We start from the raw sequence: 16212 nt of genomic DNA, 5'->3' as shown, positions 1-16212 counted from the left end.
ACATGAGTAAAGAAAAAATTATATTAGGTATTGATCCTGGAACAACAATTATGGGTTTTGGGCTTATAAAAGTTGTTGGGAAGACTATGCAGTTTTTGCAGTTGAACGAATTGGATTTAAAAAAATACGACGACCATTATTTAAAACTGAAGCTCATTTTTGAACGTACCATTGAACTAATTGAAACTCATCATCCTGATGAAATTGCAATTGAAGCACCTTTTTTTGGGAAGAACGTACAAAGTATGTTAAAATTGGGTAGAGCTCAAGGTGTTGCTATGGCTGCAGGTTTATCTAGAGAAGTACCAATTACTGAGTATTCACCAAAGAAAATTAAAATGGCAATTACAGGAAATGGTAATGCCAGTAAAGAACAAGTAGCTAAAATGTTACAAAGTACTTTAGGTTTAAAAACGTTACCTAAAAACCTAGATGCAACCGATGGTTTAGCAGCTGCAGTTTGCCATTTTTACAACGAAGGTAGAGTGGAGGTTGGTAAAAGCTATTCTGGTTGGGCAAGCTTTGTGAAGCAGAATAGCCTCCCAACCTCCAAAGGAGGAGCAAAAAATAACCCTATTGTAGATTTGAGAAAAAATAAATGATGAAGTCAGTATAGTGAAAGATGTCATTAATAAAAATTTGAGTAATAGTTCTTCCCCTTTGGGGAAGTTAGAAGGGGCTGGAGGAATCTACATTCATATACCATTTTGCAAGCAAGCTTGTCACTATTGCGATTTTCATTTTTCTACATCGTTAAAGCAAGAAGATAAAATGTTGTCTGCTCTTAAAGTGGAACTCATTTTGCGTAAAAACGAAATGAAAAACACCACAATAGAGACCATTTATTTTGGTGGTGGAACTCCAAGCATTTTAAAAGTTGAAGATATTGAATGGCTTATTAGCTTGATAAAAATAGATTATCAGGTTTCTGAAACTGCCGAAATTACTCTAGAAGCAAATCCTGATGATTTAAATCTAGAGTATTTAAAAGCATTGTCAAAAAGTTCTGTAAATAGATTGAGTATAGGCATTCAGTCTTTTTTTGAAGATGATTTAAAGCTAATGAATCGTGCTCATAATGCCAATGAAGCTAAAACCTGTTTAGAGCAAGCAACACAATATTTCAGCAATATTTCTATCGATTTAATTTATGGAATTCCAGGGTCAACCAATGAACGTTGGATTGAAAATATTGACACTGCATTAGAGTTTAATATTCCTCATATTTCAAGCTACGCTTTAACCGTAGAACCTAAAACAGCTTTGGAACATTTCATAAAAAAAGGTATTATAGCCAATGTTGACGATGATTTGGCTAATGAGCAGTTTCATATATTAATTGAAAAGCTAAACCAAAATGGGTTTGTGCATTACGAACTTTCAAACTTTGGAAAAGAAGGTTTCTTTAGTAGAAATAATTCTGCTTATTGGCAAGGAAAACCTTACTTAGGCATAGGTCCTTCAGCACATTCGTTTGATGGAGCCACTAGAGGCTGGAACATAAATAACAATTCAAAATACATTAAATCAATATTAAATCACGAACTACCAATAGAAATCGAAACCCTAACAGTAACTGATGCATACAACGAGTATGTTATGACTGGGTTGCGTACTATTTGGGGAGTGTCTTTAGATAAAGTTGAACGTGATTTTGGTAAAGACTACAAAAGCTATCTTTTGAATCAGGCAGATATTCATTTAAAAAATGATTTGTTGTATATTGAAGAGGACAAATTGTTAGTCACCAAAAAAGGAAAATTTTTAAGCGATGGCATCGCTTCAGACTTATTTAAAATAAACACATAAATGATTGCAAGCATACAATACAACTCAAACAAATATAAAATAGATTTTTCACAACCAATTGACATATCCATACCGTTAATTGCCTCAAAACAAAATGTAAATGCGTGGTATATTGACGAACCAAAAATTGAACCTGTTCAAATAGAAGATTGGATTGCAAGTGTAGCTGAAGGTTCACCAGTAAACTTCAATAACATTCAGTTTAATCCACATGCTCATGGTACACATACCGAGTGCGTAGGACACATTACAAAAAAAGTACACTCTATAAACCAAAACCTGAATACCTTCTTTTTTTTAGCTGAAGTTATTACGGTTGCACCAGAAAAATTGAATGATGATTTTGTGATTTCTAAAAAGCAAGTGCAATTTGCATTAGGAAACAAAAAAAGAGATGCAGTAGTCATAAGAACCATACCAAATACCAAAGAAAAGCTGTCAATGCAGTATTCAAATACAAACCCAACGTATTTGCTTGAGGAGACTGCTAATTATTTAAAAAAGAAAGGCGTTAAGCACTTACTTATCGATTTGCCTAGTGTAGATAAAGAAAAGGACGAAGGTAAGCTGTTGGCTCATAATGCATTTTGGAATACCACAGGAAAACTAAGGTTAGATGCAACCATAACCGAGTTTATTTTTGTGCCTAATAATGTGGTAGATGGTACTTACTTTTTAAACCTGCAAATAGCACCTTTTGAAAACGATGCTACACCAAGTAAACCTGTTTTGTATGAAATTTTAGATTAAAACCAGAACGTAATTATGGAAACATTTTTTATAATCATTATTAGCATTTTGGTAACCTTGGCTATTGTAACTATAGTGAAGCAATTTCAAATTAAAAAGCGCACAAATTCTCAATCGGTTATACTCTTGGACAAAATTAAAAAAGTGTGTAAGTTTATTACTGTTGAAGGTGATTTTGCCGAAATTTATCATTACGAAGATGTAAAAGAACGCTTTCTAAAACTAGTTACAAGTAAAAAGAAAGCACTCGTGGTTATCAACGCCAAAGCACATGTTGGATTTGATTTATCAAAAATAAAAATGGAATCGGATACTAAAACAAAAACCGTAAAGTTGTATCATTTTCCACAACCTGAAGTGCTAAGTGTTGAAACCGATTTAAATTATTACGATAAAAAAGATGGTATGTTCAATAAGTTTGAAGCTTCTGATTTAACTGAGTTGCACAACGAAGCAAAAATTCATATTATGAACAAAGTGCCAGAAAGCGGACTGTTTAATGTCGCAAAACAAGAAGCGCTTGAGGCCATTTCATTAATTGAAAATATCGTGCAAACCATTGGTTGGTCGTTAGACTATTCAGCATTAAAAATTGAAGACAACAACGTTAAACAAATTTCATGATTTTGAAAATTGTCAGGAATAACATTTACTATTATATAAAATGTGCAGTATACGCGTTTGGCGCTTTATTAACAGTTTTTTCAAGTTTAAAATATGGTTTAGTATCAAGTCATACACCACCAATAGGTTTTATAATACCTTTATTTATTGTTATTTTAGCTTCTACGTGGATAATAGTTGATTGGGTATTATTTAATGTATTAAATCGGAAAATTGATTTTAACTATAAAATTCACTACTTAGCGATTATTATAAACCTCATCTTTCTTTTATATATACTTTATTCCAAATGAACATAGACCAACTACGTAATCACTGTTTAAAGAAGAAAGGCGTTACTGAAGATTTTCCTTTTGATGAACACACCTTAGTGTTTAAGGTTTTAGGTAAAATGTTTGCTTTAATAGGACTTGAAAAATGGGAGTCAGGTAATCGCTTCATTAATTTAAAGTGCGACCCTGAGTATGCCCAAGAGTTAAGAGCTGAGTACGATAGTATTTATCCAGGATACCATATGAGCAAAGTGCATTGGAACTCTGTTGAGCTCAATTCTGGTGAGATTTCTGCAGCATTTCTATTTGAACTCATTGATCATTCTTATGATATGGTAGTTAAGGGAATGACTAAAAAAATGAGAGATCAGTTAAGCTAGTCAATTTCATTCGTCGACACTTAAATTCCATTCGTCGACACTTAATCACCCTCAAACGAATTAAAAGATACAAATATTAAGTATTAATTTATTTTACAGATTAATATTAATTATTTGACATGAAAACCCTCAATGTTTTACTTATAGAAGACGATATGATTGAAGTAATGAAGCTTAATAGAGCTTCTAGCTCACTTCAACTAAATCATAAAATAAGAGAAGCTAATAATGGTGAAGAAGCCTTAAAACTTCTTGAGCAAAAAGATAATCTTCCTGATATCATTTTGTTGGATCTTAACATGCCTAAAATTAACGGTATTGAGTTTTTAAAAATCCTTAAAAATGATGATAGACTTAAATATATTCCTACTATAATTCTTACAACCTCTAATAATCAACGAGATTTACTGGAGTGTTACAAAATTGGAATTGCAGGCTATGTTTTAAAACCATTAAAATATGAAGATTATGTTTCTAAAATTGAAAAATTATTAGCATATTGGAGTATTAACGAATTAATTACAGCATAGTGAAAGGAATAATTTTTACAGAGTTTTTAGAGTTAGTTGAAGAAAAATTTGGTTTAGTTATGGTTGATAAAATCATTAACCAATCAAATTTAGAGTCAAACGGTGTTTACACTGCAGTTGGAACCTATGAGTTTTCAGAGATGCTTCAACTTATTTCGCATTTAAGTGAAAATACTGACATCTCTGTAGATGATTTACTAATGGTGTATTCTGAACATTTGTTTAAAGCCCTAATAAAATTGCATCCAAACTTAGTTGAACACTACAAAGACCCAATGGATTTATTAGCTTCCATAGAAAATCATATTCATGTTGAGGTCAAGAAAATTTATCCTGAGGCACAATTACCTACGTTTGAATTAGAAGAAAAAACCGACACCAAAATGGTAATGGTTTATAAATCTGATAAGGCATTGTATATGCTAGGGAAAGGATTAATGTTAGAAACCTTTAAACTGTTTAAAGTACCAGCTGAAATTGATTTTGAAAAACTTAATGAAGAAGGTACTGAAGTAAGGTTTACCATTAATAAAAAACAATGAGTCAAGAAGAAATAGAGATTCTTAAAAGAGCACTTGCAAGAGAAAAAGCTGCACGAAAAGCAGCCGAAGAAATCTTAGAACAAAAGTCTGCTCAACTCTATGATACTACCCAAAAACTACAAGAATCCAATAAAAAACTCGAAAAGCTTGTTAAAGAAAAAACACTAGAACTTAAAGGTGTTTTTGAAAACATTGTTGATGCCTATGTGGTAATGGACCTATGGGGAAATGTCATTAAAATGAATGATGCTGCAATAAATTTACTAGGCTTCAATAATGAAAAAGACAATTTAAATCTATTAGAACTAGCAGACCCATCAGAAGTTGATAATGTCATGAACAGTTTTGAAGCCTTAATTACTGAAGGTTCAATTACAAACTTTCAAATAAAACTGAACACTAAAAATGGAGAACAAAAGCTAGTTCAAATCAACGCAAGTATCATTTTAAATGATGACAATAAACCTGTAGCAGCTCAAGGAATAGTAAGAGACATTACTTTGGAAAATAAGTATAGATCAGCTATTGAAGCCGAAAAACAAAAGTACAGTAGCATTATTGCTAACATGAATTTAGGTCTTGTGGAGGTGAATAATGATGATGAAATTCAAATGATTAACCAGAGTTTTTCTGAAATGTCTGGGTATACTGAAGAAGAACTAAAAGGTAAAAAAGGAGGACTCATTTTCCCTATTGAAGGTGGGACTGATGTTATTGCAGAGGAAAATACTAACCGTTTAAAAGGAGAATCGAACTCATACGAAATAAAAGTAAAAACTAAACAAGGCAATATAAGGCATTGGTTAATTAGTGGAGCTCCAAATTATGATATAAATGGAGATGTCATTGGTTCAATAGGAATTCATCTAGATATTACTGACCTAAAAAGCTTACAATTACAAAAGGAAAACCTTTTATCTAAATTAGAAAAAAGTAACAATGAACTTCAAGAGTATGCTCACATAGTATCTCACGATTTAAAATCTCCTCTAAGAAGTATAGATGCTTTAATGCAATGGATTAAAGAAGATAATAAAGATAAGCTTGATGAGGCAAGTCTTCAAAATATAAGTCATATTGAAACCACTTTGGAAAAAATGGAACAACTCATTTCTGATATTTTAGAATATTCTAGTGTTGGTTCAGATGATAAAGAAAAAATTGATGTAAATTTAAGCGAAGTTGTTAATGAGCTGTGTCAAATACTATATGTTCCAAAACATATAAATATTTCTGTGGCTAATGAGTTACCTGTTGTAAAAGGAGATAAAGTAAAACTGCAGCAATTGTTTCAAAACTTAATTAGCAATGCTGTAAAGTTCATTGATAAACCAAAAGGAGAAATTCATATTAATGTTAAAGACGTAGGAGAGTTTTATCAGTTTTCAGTGTCTGATAATGGTATAGGAATTGAAAAACAATATCACGATAAAATTTTTAAAATCTTTCATTCGTTAAACAAAAGTAAAGACTCAACAGGTGTTGGCTTATCTATTGTAAAAAAGATTGTCAATTTACACGAAGGTGAAATATGGTTAGAAAGTGAGCCCAAAAAAGGAACCACATTTTATTTCACATTAAAAAAATAATATGAAAACAGTACAGTTAAGAAAACAACAAGACCAAGGATGGGAATATCTTTCAAATGATATAACATTAAAACAACCTTTGGTTTTAGTGTTTGGTAATAGATTTTTATTAGAAGATGAAGGGATTTACGATGAGCTTCGTCAAAAATTCCCAGATGGTCATCTTGTATTTGGTTCAACTAGTGGAGATATAACTTCTCAATTTGTTTCAGATGATAGCATAACTGTAACAGCAATTGAGTTTGAAAGAAGCACATTTCAAATAAAAAGGAGTAACGTATTAAATTCAGATTTAGACAGTTTTAAAACAGGACAAGATCTAGTAAATCAGTTCGACCAAGAAGGATTAAAACACGTTTTCGTAATTTCTGAAGGAAGTTTTATAAACGGAAGCCAGCTTACTAAAGGTATGAATGCAGCAAGTGATAATGAGTTACTTGTTACAGGAGGTTTATGTGGTGATGCTGCACGTTTTGAAAAAACACTAGCATCATACAATGAAAACCCTAAGCAAGGAGAAATAATTGCTATTGGTTTTTATGGCGAAACTTTTGAAGCTTCATTTGCAATTCATGGAGGTTGGACACCTTTTGGACCCGAACGTGTAGTAACTTCGTCAGAGTCTAATGTGTTGTTTGAGCTAGATGGTCAACCAGCTTTAGATTTGTATAAAAAGTATTTAGGTGAAAAATCTAAAGAGTTACCAGCAGCAGCATTGTTGTATCCGCTTAATGTGTTGTCTGCCAGCGAAAAGCAGTCTTATGTGCGTACTATTTTAAATATTGATGAAGAAACTAACGCTATGGTTTTAGCAGGTGATATTCCTGAGAATTCTAGAGTGCAATTAATGATGACCAATGTAGATAATATTGCAAATGCATCAGAATTGGCTGCTAAACAAGCAATTGAAAAACGAAAAACAAAACCTCAATTAGCATTACTAGTTAGTTGTATTGGTAGAAAACTTGTATTAGACCAACGTGTTGAGGAAGAGATTGAAGAAGTAGTTTCAATAGTCGGAGACGATACAACAATTTGTGGTTTTTACTCTTATGGAGAAATAGCGCCTTTTAATCTTGAAATTAACTGTCAATTACATAATCAAACCATGACTATAACGCTAATAAGCGAATAATGAATTCATTACTAAAACGTCAAATAAGAAAATACTTAACTGAAGAATTAGCCTCAGATGAAAAAATAGAACAGTTTTTAGATGCTGTTGATAGGTCATACACCAACTTTGATGAGCAGTTTAATATGCAACAGCGTGCAATGACCATTAGCTCTGATGAACTGTTTGAAGCTAATCAAAAACTAAGGGAAGAAGCTGAATCTCAAAAAAAGATTATAGACAAGCTTAAGCGAGTTACAAAAACGTTTAAAGGTCTAGTGGATAATACTTCTAGTGAGAGTGAAAGTAATAATGATTTAAATGAACTAAAACTTGTCGATTTTATTGATAATCAAGCAAGAGAAATTTTAGAAATTAATAAGCAGCGAGAAAAATTATTAAAAGAGTTAGAGCACCAAAACCAAGAACTTAGTGATTATGCACATATGGTATCTCACGATTTAAAATCTCCTCTTCGCAGTATTGATACACTTGTGTCTTGGTTAATAGAAGATAATAAAGACAAACTAGACGCTCATTGTAATTCTCAACTTAACTTGATAAGAGCCAATGTTGAAAAAATGGACACGCTTATCAATGGAATTTTACAATACTCAACCATTTCGAAAAGTGAAGTAGAGTTTTATGATGTAGATTTAAAAAACCTGGTAAATGAGTTGGTTTCGGTTATGCATTTACCTGGAAATTTCAAGGTTAAAGTAAACCATTTACCACAGATTTATGGAGACAAAAGCAGATTGATTCAATTATTTCAAAACCTTATTGATAATGCTATTAAGTATAACGACAAAGAAAATGGTTTTGTAGAATTAGGTGCTTTAGATAAAGGCGAACACTGGGAGTTTTATATCAAGGATAATGGTATAGGTATTGATGAGCAATATCATGATAAGATATTTAACACTTTTGAAAAACTTGAAAACAGTGTGGACTCAACAGGAATAGGATTGTCAATAGTAAAAAAGATTGTAGAAATTTATGGAGGTGAAATTTGGTTAACCTCTAAACTTAATGAAGGAACCACATTCTTTTTTACCTTAAAAAAACAACTAGATGGAGCAGCCTAATTTATCTTACATAGCAAGTATGTCAGGAGGAGACAAAGCCTTTGAGCAAAAGCTAATAGATATTATAAAAACAGAGTTTCCTGAAGAAAAGCGCATTTATTTTAATAACATAAACGCTAATAATTTTAAGGAGGCTGCCGAAAACGTTCATAAACTTAAACATAAAATTAGTATTTTAGGACTTGAAAAAAGTTATGATGTTGCTGTTACCTATGAGCATAACCTTGTAGAAAGTAGCACAACAGGTAAAGAAGATTTTGAATCTATCTTACAAATCATGACAGAGTTTTTAGAGACCCTATAACCTAATTTTATGAATTGTATAATTATTGACGACGAAGCTACTGCACGAGCTATCATTTCGCAGTTATGTAGTAATATTTCTAGTTTAAACGTTCTAGAAGAATTTCCTAATGCTATACAAGCCATAAAATATTTAAATCAAAACGAAGTCGATTTGATTTTTTTAGATATTCATATGCCTGATTTTACAGGTTTTGATTTTATTCAAACTCTAAAAAATCCTCCAAAAATAATACTTACCACTTCAGATCCTAAATTTGCTATTGAAGCTTTTGAGTATGATTGTATTGTTGATTATTTAGTTAAACCTATTACACCTGAACGTTTTCAAAAAGCCATTTTAAAAGCTGAAAGCGTAGCAAGTACAGCACCTAAAAAGTCTGATGCTGATACAGAAAAAATAGAAACAACTTCAGGTAACGACTTGTATGTAAATATTGATAGGCGTTTAATTAAGATTGATATTCCAAGCATATATTTGGTTGAAGCCAAAGGCGATTACATTAATGTAAAAACCGAAGATAAAAACTACACAGTACATTCTACCTTAAAAAAAATTGAAGAGAAACTGCCTAACGATTTGTTCTTGAAAATACATCGTTCCTATATCATTAACGTTGATAAAATTATTGATATAGAAGATAATAGCGTACTTATTAAAAAAGATGTAATTCCGGTAAGTCGTTCTAATAGACCAGAATTAATGAAACGTCTTAACTTGCTTTAAATTCCATTCGTCTACAGTAAATTTTTACTCGTCGAAAAATAATCTTTACACCTTAACAACAGTATAGTTTTGTGGTATAAATCTATTATATCATGAAAAAACTACTACTATTATTATGTTTATGCTTGAGTGCTACAATCAACGCTCAAAACTATCAATATTTAGGATCTTACAGCGCAAATGGAGTTCCAGATTATTTAGAACCTATAGGAGACACCGTTGATGTTGCTACATTAGAAATGATTAGCAGTTCTTTACCTGAAAGTTATCCTGTGCCAGATTACAATCCGCATTACATTTCATCAGGATATGATACCGATTTAATTATTGATGATTTAGCAGATGTTTGGGTAACATTTGTTAGCGAAGGTGCAGGTTATAAAAATGTTTTAGGTTTTTATACGTATGATGTAAACAATCCACCAGCTACTGCGCCTCAACCAGAAGACATTACTATTATTTTTCCTAATGTGTCAGCATTAGGCAGTGGTGGCGGATTAGTAGTAGGAGATAAAGTGAAAATAGGAACATTTCAACCAGGAACGGGAATTGGTTGGGTGTTGTTGGCAAATGCTTGGAGCTCTAGTAGTAGTTCTGTTGGAAATGGTTTATGGCAATTATTTTCAAATCCAGATTATAACCCTGAAGCTCAAGAAAATTTAAGACACCATAATGTGTTACTAAACGATCCAAATAATGAGCGTATCATTCTTGGTTTTGAAGATATAAGAAGAGATTATAGCTCTTGTGATAACGATTTTAACGATGCTATTTTTTATGTGTCAGCAAATCCATATGAGGCATTAAGAACAACAAATTATGCTGATGTTTCAAGTGCAACTGATGTGTCTTCAGCTAATGATGGCGGACTTGAAAGTAATGGTAATTTAGCAGGTTTAATTGCTAAAAGAAATTTTAAAAGAACTAAAACAGGTCAAGTTCAAAATAGAAAAGTGCAACAAGCACCATTTATTAAGCAACAAATACTGTACAGATCTAGTACAAACACACCAACATTAGAGTCTTATTTGCCAGAAACAGGTATGTACGGAACAGAAACTGCTTATGTGTCTAGTCCAGAAGATTTACTAGGTGTAACAAACGCATCAGAAATATTTTCAGTAGATTTTTATAAAGAAGAAACTAGAGTTTCAGCAGTTTTAGCAACAGCAACAGAAGGTAGTATTTATGATCACTCAAAGGTAATTTGTGATAGATTAAATAGTTCATCTCTAGAAGATGTTAGAACCGTAACTGTAAGAGGTCATCAAATTATAAGTTCAAAAATAAAAAGAGCTACAGGAGAAACAGAGTTTACTTTAAGTTTTTCAGTAAAGTTAGGTGATGCAGCTAATGAATTATATAGCTTTTGGAATATAGCACAATACCCAGAAGGCGATTATTATAACTTCCAAATTTGGGGTAGTTCATTCTCACAAGTATTTTCAATAGGAAATCACATTATTGATACTTTAACTGCTGAAAAGCCTTTAAATAGTGAAGCTTTAAGCGATGTAGTTCCTCCAGTGTTTGTGAGTTCAGGATATTACAGTAATGGTGCGTTACACTTAAATATCATTAACAAAGTTAGTGCATCATCATTTACATTCAATGGTAGTATTGCAGCAACAGAAGTGTCTGATAGAACAAATATGACACAAGTAGTAAGCTTAAATGGAGATTGGAATGATTCGGTTTCTATACAAACAGGAAGTTTGTTTGATATTGGGTTCTCATTAACTACAAGTGCATCAACACAACAAGACGCGTTGTATTTGGCTGATGGACCTTGGGGAGTTGATTATCTTGAAGAATATGCAACAATAGATACATTTTTTGTAGACAATCAAGCAATAGATTATACTGATGATGCTTATGAAGTTGAAAGACAGCCTATGGTTTCTGGTCAAGTAAAGGGTAATGTAAACTTATTCAGACACGTGCTACCAGGAGATCAAACACTAGATGTAACCGAGTATTCAGCATTAAAATTCAATATAACTAACAATATGCCAATAGAAATTGTATTAATGCAAGAAAACCTGCAAGATTGGAATAATAGATTTAGATACACAATTCCAGAAAATCAAAACGAAACAACTTATACAATTTCTTTTTCTGATTTTGTAGATGGTAATGGCGTATCAGCTACTATAAATGATGTAAAAACAATAGTGTTTTCGGTAATAGGAGATTATGCAAGTTATGCACCTTTCAATATTGGAATTAATGGACTAGAATTTAGACAAGAGGCAGAAACATTAGACTTAGAAACATATGAAGAGGAAACTCTAAATAATACTGTAACTGCTATACCAAATCCAATGACTGTAAACACATCTATTCAGTTTATGGCTAATCAAAATGAGACTGTGCAATTTGTAATGTACAACCAGTTAGGTAAGCAGGTATACTACATGAATAGTAATGTTTCACAAGGAAAAAATGTAATTAACATAAATAGAAACAATTTAAGCTCTGGTTTGTATTTCTGTAAAGTAATAAGCAAAACACAAACCTATGATACTTTGAAGCTGCTTATCAAGTAGTCCCTGATTATTAGCAAGAAGATTAGGCAAAAGACGAAAGTTTTTTGCCTTTTCGTTTATATAGTATTTAGTCTCTAAACAACGGCTTATCAAAGAGTAACCATTTAAAGCGTATGCCTATTTCGGTAAAAGTAAAACCAGCAGCAGTTGTTGATGCAATATTACTTCGTGTTCCAAATATATTTGCCAAACAACGATCAGAAAAACTATAACCTAACTTACCTTGTACTCTATAAGTACTTTGGCTTTTGTTGTTTTCTATAAACTGTAAGCCTGTTGCAGCAGTAAGTTCATAAAACCATTCTTTAGGCTTTGTAATAGCTTCATCTTTAATGATGTTTACAAATACTTCTCCTGCGTTAAACTTTTCAGGAGAAAAATAAACTGTAGGCACTTGGTCTTTAAATGTAATGTATTGGTAGTTTAAACCAGCTTTAAGTGATGGTTTGGGTAAGATGTTATAATACAAAGATGTGAAAAGAAGATTTCTAGTGTTGTTGTCATTTTGACTTGTGTAAAAATATTGAGTAAACCATCCTAAATTAAAATTTGTGCTTACGTTATAATTAGCATAAAAGTTATTTTGAACAATTTCTCTATCTAATAATTCAGCATTAAAACTTTGTATCTCACGTTTGTAGCCAATAGTTAAATCTTGTAATTTATAAGGTTTAATGTTGAAAGAAATATCAGTTAGTAACTGCGTGTAATCACTTGGGCTAGCATTTGCCGATGTTATACCAGCTGTAGCTTTAAAAGTAATAGTTGGTATTAATTGATAGGATAATCCTAGGCTGAAATCGTTTGAAGTTGCTTTATTATTGGTGGTAGTGTTCTTTGTGGTTCTGTAATTGTAGTTTCCTAAAATTTTAAATTTTGTTGAAAGAGGGAATTCTAAATTATTACTAAATGCAAAGGCTTCATTGTCGCCATTATCAAAAGAGTAAGACGCTTTTCCTTCGTAAAAAGGCGTGAAATTATTATCAAGTGTTGTTATAAAATTAGTTGCGTCCTTTTGTTTGTTGTAGAATTTTAAAGTGTTTTCAGCAGATGTGTAAGCATCGTCATACTTACCTAAAGCTTTTAATGCATTGGCTTTTCCTAAATTTCCATCAAACGATGTGCTGTCGTTTTGTAAAATGAGATTGTAATCATTTAGACTCTTTTTGAAATCGCTTCTATAAATATTAAGTGTCGCTCGAAGTGCTAATATCCAATTCTCATTAGGGTTTGTTTCTATTATAGAATTAATAAGTGTGTTTGCTGGCTTATATTTTTTATTCCAAATAAGCGCCTGAATATAACGTTCTGTAGTTTGTTGTTTTGTTTTTTCGTCAGATGAAGCCTCTAAACTTTCATAGGCTTGAGAGCTTAAAGCTAAAGCCTTTTTTTCTTTTCCATTTAAGTGTGCAACTAGTGACAAACCATTCAATGCTAAAATTTTGTTTTCAGGATTTTTAGATAAAATAGTATAAGTTGCTTCGGCATCTTCTAGTCTGTTAGCAATTAAGTACAGATTAGCTAAATTGAGAAGCGTGTCTTTGTCATCCTTAAAGAGTTCTAAATTCTTTTTCAGAATAGTTTCAGCAACATCATAGTTTTGTGCTTGTTGATTTTGGTAAGCATAGCCTAAATGCATGTATTTTTTAGAAGTTAGCGCATTAGGATTGTTGTTAGAAACCTCAAGCGCTTTGTCTACATAAATTAAAGCATTTTCATAATCTTTTAAGTTAGACAAGGTGTTTGCATAACTTAACAAAGCAGGAAAACTTTTAGGGTCTTCTTTAATTAAATCTTTAAAGTAGGGTTTAGCTTGATTAAATTCTTTATTCCAAAGTAAAGATTCACCATAATTTAATTTCACTTCAAAATCGTTAGGATGATCGGCAAGTAAGTTGGTAAAAAGAATTTTGGCTTGTTCAGGGTTTCCGTTTAATCCAACAGCTCTTCCAAAACATAAACGCGCTGTTTTGTTATTGGGATATTCTTTTAAAATATGTTTAAAAAAAGCTTCAGCTTCATTGTACTTTCCTGTTTCTAAATATGTAAACCCTTCTTGCATGTTTTGCGAGTAGGCAACAATACTACTTAAGAAAAAGATAAATAAAACAAAAGGTTTTAGTTTCATGTTTTAGCGTTTAGTTAATTGCAAGTTAAGCATTCGTATTTAATCATTCGTCTACACCAATCGACCACTCACCGAAATTCAACCATTTTACAGTGTTTTCTGAAAGATATTTGTATCAGAAATCAAAAACAAACACACAAAAATAATTGGATTATGGCACTTAGTATTACAAGAAACGAGAAAACATTTGAAGTAAAAGGGAGAATTAACGCTGCAACTGCAAGCTATTTTCAAGCGCATTTTGCAATTGCACTTAATTCAGGAAACGGATTATCGATAGACATCAATAATGTAACTGAAATTGATTCTAACGGAATGAGAGCTTTAAAATCACTTTATGAAAAAGCAGAAGCTTGGAAAAAGCCATTTTACATTTTAGGTAATGGTTGTAAAGAAATTTTTGACGAGTTAAGACTTAAAAACGTAGCCTAAACAAGTTTGATCTTAAAGCCCTAAAGTCATGCAAGCAACTACTACAATAAAAGTTAAGAAAATGTCTCCAGAACAGCTGTTTATGTTAAGCGTTTTGGCTGTAAACGGAGGAAACTATTTATACAATCTTATTTTAGGTCGTGTTTTAGGACCTGCTCAATTTGCTGATGCCGCAGTATTAATCACTTTTTTGTTGGTGCTATCATTTGTAGCAATGACATTTCAGTTGGTGACTGCTAAATTTTCAGTGATTTTTGAGAATGAAATTTTTAACAGCTTTATAGCTAAAATCTATAAAAATGCCACAATATTTGGTTTAGCATTTGGAGCTTTAATAGTATTTTTTGCTAAAGACTTACAGGTGGTTTTTAATACATCTTCGTCTAGTATGTTCGTTATTTTTGGTATTGGAGTGCCTTTGTATTTTTTAATGAGTGTAAACAGAGGTGTTTTTCAAGGTAAAAAGCAATTTAAAGCATTATCAGTTACTTACCAATCTGAAATGTTGAGTAGACTACTCATCACACTAGGTTTAATTTTTTTATTCAACATACAGTCTTCAGTAGTTATTGCTGTAGGTATTTTAATTTCTTTTGGGTTTGGTTTAATACCATTCAAGTTTAAAGGATTTAGTTTTAAATCATCTTATGCAATACCTTCAGCGTATTCAAAGCAAGTAAAACGTTTTTTCTTAATAACAGCGTTTTATGAATTAACACAAATTATAATTAACAACAGTGACATATTACTGGTTAAGCATTACTTTGAGTCTTATGATGCAGGTCTTTATGCTTCGCTAGCGCTTATAGGTAGAATCGTTTACTTTATAGCTTGGATGTTTGTAATGTTGTTGTTGCCAACTGTAATTCAACTTAAAAAAGAAGGAAAAGAAACAGCACCTATTTTATTTAAATATGTTGGTTACATAGCAACTATTGCAGCTTTGATAATTATTGGTTGCGCTTTGTTTCCTGAAACAGCTATTGCACTACTATTTGGAGATAGTTATTTAGCAATGGCTCCATTGTTATGGAAGTACGCATTAGCAACAGGACTGTTTGCAATATCAAACTTGTTTGCTTACTACTATTTGTCTTTAGGTAGATATGTTCCAGTGGTTATTTCAGGTCTTTTTGGAATGCTTCAAGTAGGTTTAGTCGTATTCTTTCACGACAGTTTAGAACAAGTGGTACACATGCAAATTATAGCCATGGTGTTGCTGTTATTAATTCAAGTGGTATTCTTTGTAATTGATCAAAAAAGACGTTAAAAAAACTTAATCTATAACAAATTACCATTCGTCTACAGTAAAAGACGTTCTGTCTAAGATCAACCCTTTTTAGGAAATATAAACCCCAAATTTGTACTATAATTA

At 31.8% G+C, this 16212-nt stretch carries 16 protein-coding genes; 15 read left to right on the top strand and 1 reads right to left on the bottom strand.

All coding sequences use genetic code 11. The annotated features are described in order from the left end of the window. The first annotated feature begins 2 nt into the window (after positions 1–2). The 13 genes from ruvC to ACQ0RB_RS05150 all read left to right on the top strand — a co-directional run bounded on the left by ruvC (position 3) and on the right by ACQ0RB_RS05150 (position 12277). Positions 3–602, top strand: a complete 600-nt coding sequence (ruvC, locus tag ACQ0RB_RS05210; RefSeq protein WP_243832934.1) for a crossover junction endodeoxyribonuclease RuvC — start codon at positions 3–5, stop codon at positions 600–602. A 37-nt stretch (positions 603–639) separates the two neighbouring features. Beyond that, on the top strand, positions 640–1809 hold the full coding sequence (gene hemW / locus ACQ0RB_RS05205; RefSeq protein ID WP_430496978.1) for a radical SAM family heme chaperone HemW: 1170 nt from the start codon (positions 640–642) through the stop codon (positions 1807–1809). After that, positions 1810–2559, top strand: a complete 750-nt coding sequence (locus ACQ0RB_RS05200; protein ID WP_430496976.1) for a cyclase family protein — start codon at positions 1810–1812, stop codon at positions 2557–2559. Positions 2560–2574: 15 nt separating this feature from the next. Continuing rightward, positions 2575–3183 (top strand): DUF4230 domain-containing protein, encoded by a 609-nt coding sequence (locus ACQ0RB_RS05195; protein WP_131506137.1) that lies wholly within the window; start codon positions 2575–2577, stop codon positions 3181–3183. 289 nt (positions 3184–3472) lie between these two features. Next, on the top strand, positions 3473–3835 hold the full coding sequence (locus ACQ0RB_RS05190) for an MmcQ/YjbR family DNA-binding protein (protein ID WP_430496974.1): 363 nt from the start codon (positions 3473–3475) through the stop codon (positions 3833–3835). Positions 3836–3954: 119 nt separating this feature from the next. Next, entirely contained in the window at positions 3955–4365 is a 411-nt protein-coding gene (locus ACQ0RB_RS05185; protein WP_131506135.1) for a response regulator, read from the top strand. After that, on the top strand, positions 4365–4907 hold the full coding sequence (locus ACQ0RB_RS05180; protein WP_430496971.1) for a heme NO-binding domain-containing protein: 543 nt from the start codon (positions 4365–4367) through the stop codon (positions 4905–4907). Before ACQ0RB_RS05185 ends, ACQ0RB_RS05180 begins: the two co-directional genes overlap by 1 nt. Next, positions 4904–6496: a sensor histidine kinase gene (locus tag ACQ0RB_RS05175; protein ID WP_430496969.1), complete on the top strand. Its 1593-nt coding sequence runs from the start codon at positions 4904–4906 to the stop codon at positions 6494–6496. The genes ACQ0RB_RS05180 and ACQ0RB_RS05175 overlap by 4 nt, the downstream gene beginning before the upstream one ends. A 1-nt stretch (position 6497) precedes the next feature. Further along, positions 6498–7631, top strand: coding sequence for an FIST signal transduction protein (locus ACQ0RB_RS05170; RefSeq protein ID WP_430496967.1), 1134 nt, complete (start codon positions 6498–6500; stop codon positions 7629–7631). Beyond that, complete coding sequence (locus tag ACQ0RB_RS05165; protein WP_430496966.1) at positions 7631–8698, top strand: sensor histidine kinase; 1068 nt, start codon at positions 7631–7633, stop codon at positions 8696–8698. The genes ACQ0RB_RS05170 and ACQ0RB_RS05165 overlap by 1 nt, the downstream gene beginning before the upstream one ends. Next, positions 8685–9002: an Hpt domain-containing protein gene (locus tag ACQ0RB_RS05160; protein WP_262732245.1), complete on the top strand. Its 318-nt coding sequence runs from the start codon at positions 8685–8687 to the stop codon at positions 9000–9002. The genes ACQ0RB_RS05165 and ACQ0RB_RS05160 overlap by 14 nt, the downstream gene beginning before the upstream one ends. A gap of 9 nt (positions 9003–9011) precedes the next feature. Further along, complete coding sequence (locus ACQ0RB_RS05155; protein WP_430496963.1) at positions 9012–9728, top strand: LytR/AlgR family response regulator transcription factor; 717 nt, start codon at positions 9012–9014, stop codon at positions 9726–9728. A gap of 92 nt (positions 9729–9820) precedes the next feature. Beyond that, positions 9821–12277: a DUF4114 domain-containing protein gene (locus ACQ0RB_RS05150; protein ID WP_430496962.1), complete on the top strand. Its 2457-nt coding sequence runs from the start codon at positions 9821–9823 to the stop codon at positions 12275–12277. A 67-nt stretch (positions 12278–12344) separates the two neighbouring features. On the opposite strand, the gene ACQ0RB_RS05145 is transcribed toward ACQ0RB_RS05150, so the two are convergent. After that, positions 12345–14405, bottom strand: coding sequence for a tetratricopeptide repeat protein (locus ACQ0RB_RS05145; RefSeq protein ID WP_430496960.1), 2061 nt, complete (start codon positions 14403–14405; stop codon positions 12345–12347). Between the two features lie 153 nt (positions 14406–14558). On the opposite strand from ACQ0RB_RS05145, the gene ACQ0RB_RS05140 reads away from it, so the two are divergent. Next, a complete protein-coding gene (locus ACQ0RB_RS05140) occupies positions 14559–14837 on the top strand; it encodes an STAS domain-containing protein (protein ID WP_131506127.1) in 279 nt (92 codons plus the stop codon). 28 nt (positions 14838–14865) lie between these two features. Then, positions 14866–16107, top strand: coding sequence for an oligosaccharide flippase family protein (locus ACQ0RB_RS05135; RefSeq protein WP_430496957.1), 1242 nt, complete (start codon positions 14866–14868; stop codon positions 16105–16107). The last annotated feature ends 105 nt before the right edge of the window (positions 16108–16212 follow it).

Origin of the sequence: Gaetbulibacter sp. PBL-D1 (assembly GCF_050509525.1) — a bacterium.
GTDB lineage: Bacteria > Bacteroidota > Bacteroidia > Flavobacteriales > Flavobacteriaceae > Gaetbulibacter_B > Gaetbulibacter_B jejuensis.
This window is presented reverse-complemented; position numbering and strand designations above follow the sequence as displayed.

What these genes read in the sequence shown, in the direction of transcription:
- ACQ0RB_RS05145 (WP_430496960.1), bottom strand. Translation starts at nt 14,405, where the DNA reads ATGAAACTAAAACCTTTTGTTTTATTTATCTTTTTCTTAAGTAGTATT.
- ACQ0RB_RS05160 (WP_262732245.1), top strand. Translation starts at nt 8,685, where the DNA reads ATGGAGCAGCCTAATTTATCTTACATAGCAAGTATGTCAGGAGGAGAC.
- ACQ0RB_RS05175 (WP_430496969.1), top strand. Translation starts at nt 4,904, where the DNA reads ATGAGTCAAGAAGAAATAGAGATTCTTAAAAGAGCACTTGCAAGAGAA.
- ACQ0RB_RS05140 (WP_131506127.1), top strand. Translation starts at nt 14,559, where the DNA reads ATGGCACTTAGTATTACAAGAAACGAGAAAACATTTGAAGTAAAAGGG.
- ruvC (WP_243832934.1), top strand. Translation starts at nt 3, where the DNA reads ATGAGTAAAGAAAAAATTATATTAGGTATTGATCCTGGAACAACAATT.
- ACQ0RB_RS05185 (WP_131506135.1), top strand. Translation starts at nt 3,955, where the DNA reads ATGAAAACCCTCAATGTTTTACTTATAGAAGACGATATGATTGAAGTA.
- ACQ0RB_RS05195 (WP_131506137.1), top strand. Translation starts at nt 2,575, where the DNA reads ATGGAAACATTTTTTATAATCATTATTAGCATTTTGGTAACCTTGGCT.
- ACQ0RB_RS05155 (WP_430496963.1), top strand. Translation starts at nt 9,012, where the DNA reads ATGAATTGTATAATTATTGACGACGAAGCTACTGCACGAGCTATCATT.
- ACQ0RB_RS05170 (WP_430496967.1), top strand. Translation starts at nt 6,498, where the DNA reads ATGAAAACAGTACAGTTAAGAAAACAACAAGACCAAGGATGGGAATAT.
- ACQ0RB_RS05135 (WP_430496957.1), top strand. Translation starts at nt 14,866, where the DNA reads ATGCAAGCAACTACTACAATAAAAGTTAAGAAAATGTCTCCAGAACAG.
- ACQ0RB_RS05190 (WP_430496974.1), top strand. Translation starts at nt 3,473, where the DNA reads ATGAACATAGACCAACTACGTAATCACTGTTTAAAGAAGAAAGGCGTT.
- ACQ0RB_RS05200 (WP_430496976.1), top strand. Translation starts at nt 1,810, where the DNA reads ATGATTGCAAGCATACAATACAACTCAAACAAATATAAAATAGATTTT.
- ACQ0RB_RS05165 (WP_430496966.1), top strand. Translation starts at nt 7,631, where the DNA reads ATGAATTCATTACTAAAACGTCAAATAAGAAAATACTTAACTGAAGAA.
- ACQ0RB_RS05150 (WP_430496962.1), top strand. Translation starts at nt 9,821, where the DNA reads ATGAAAAAACTACTACTATTATTATGTTTATGCTTGAGTGCTACAATC.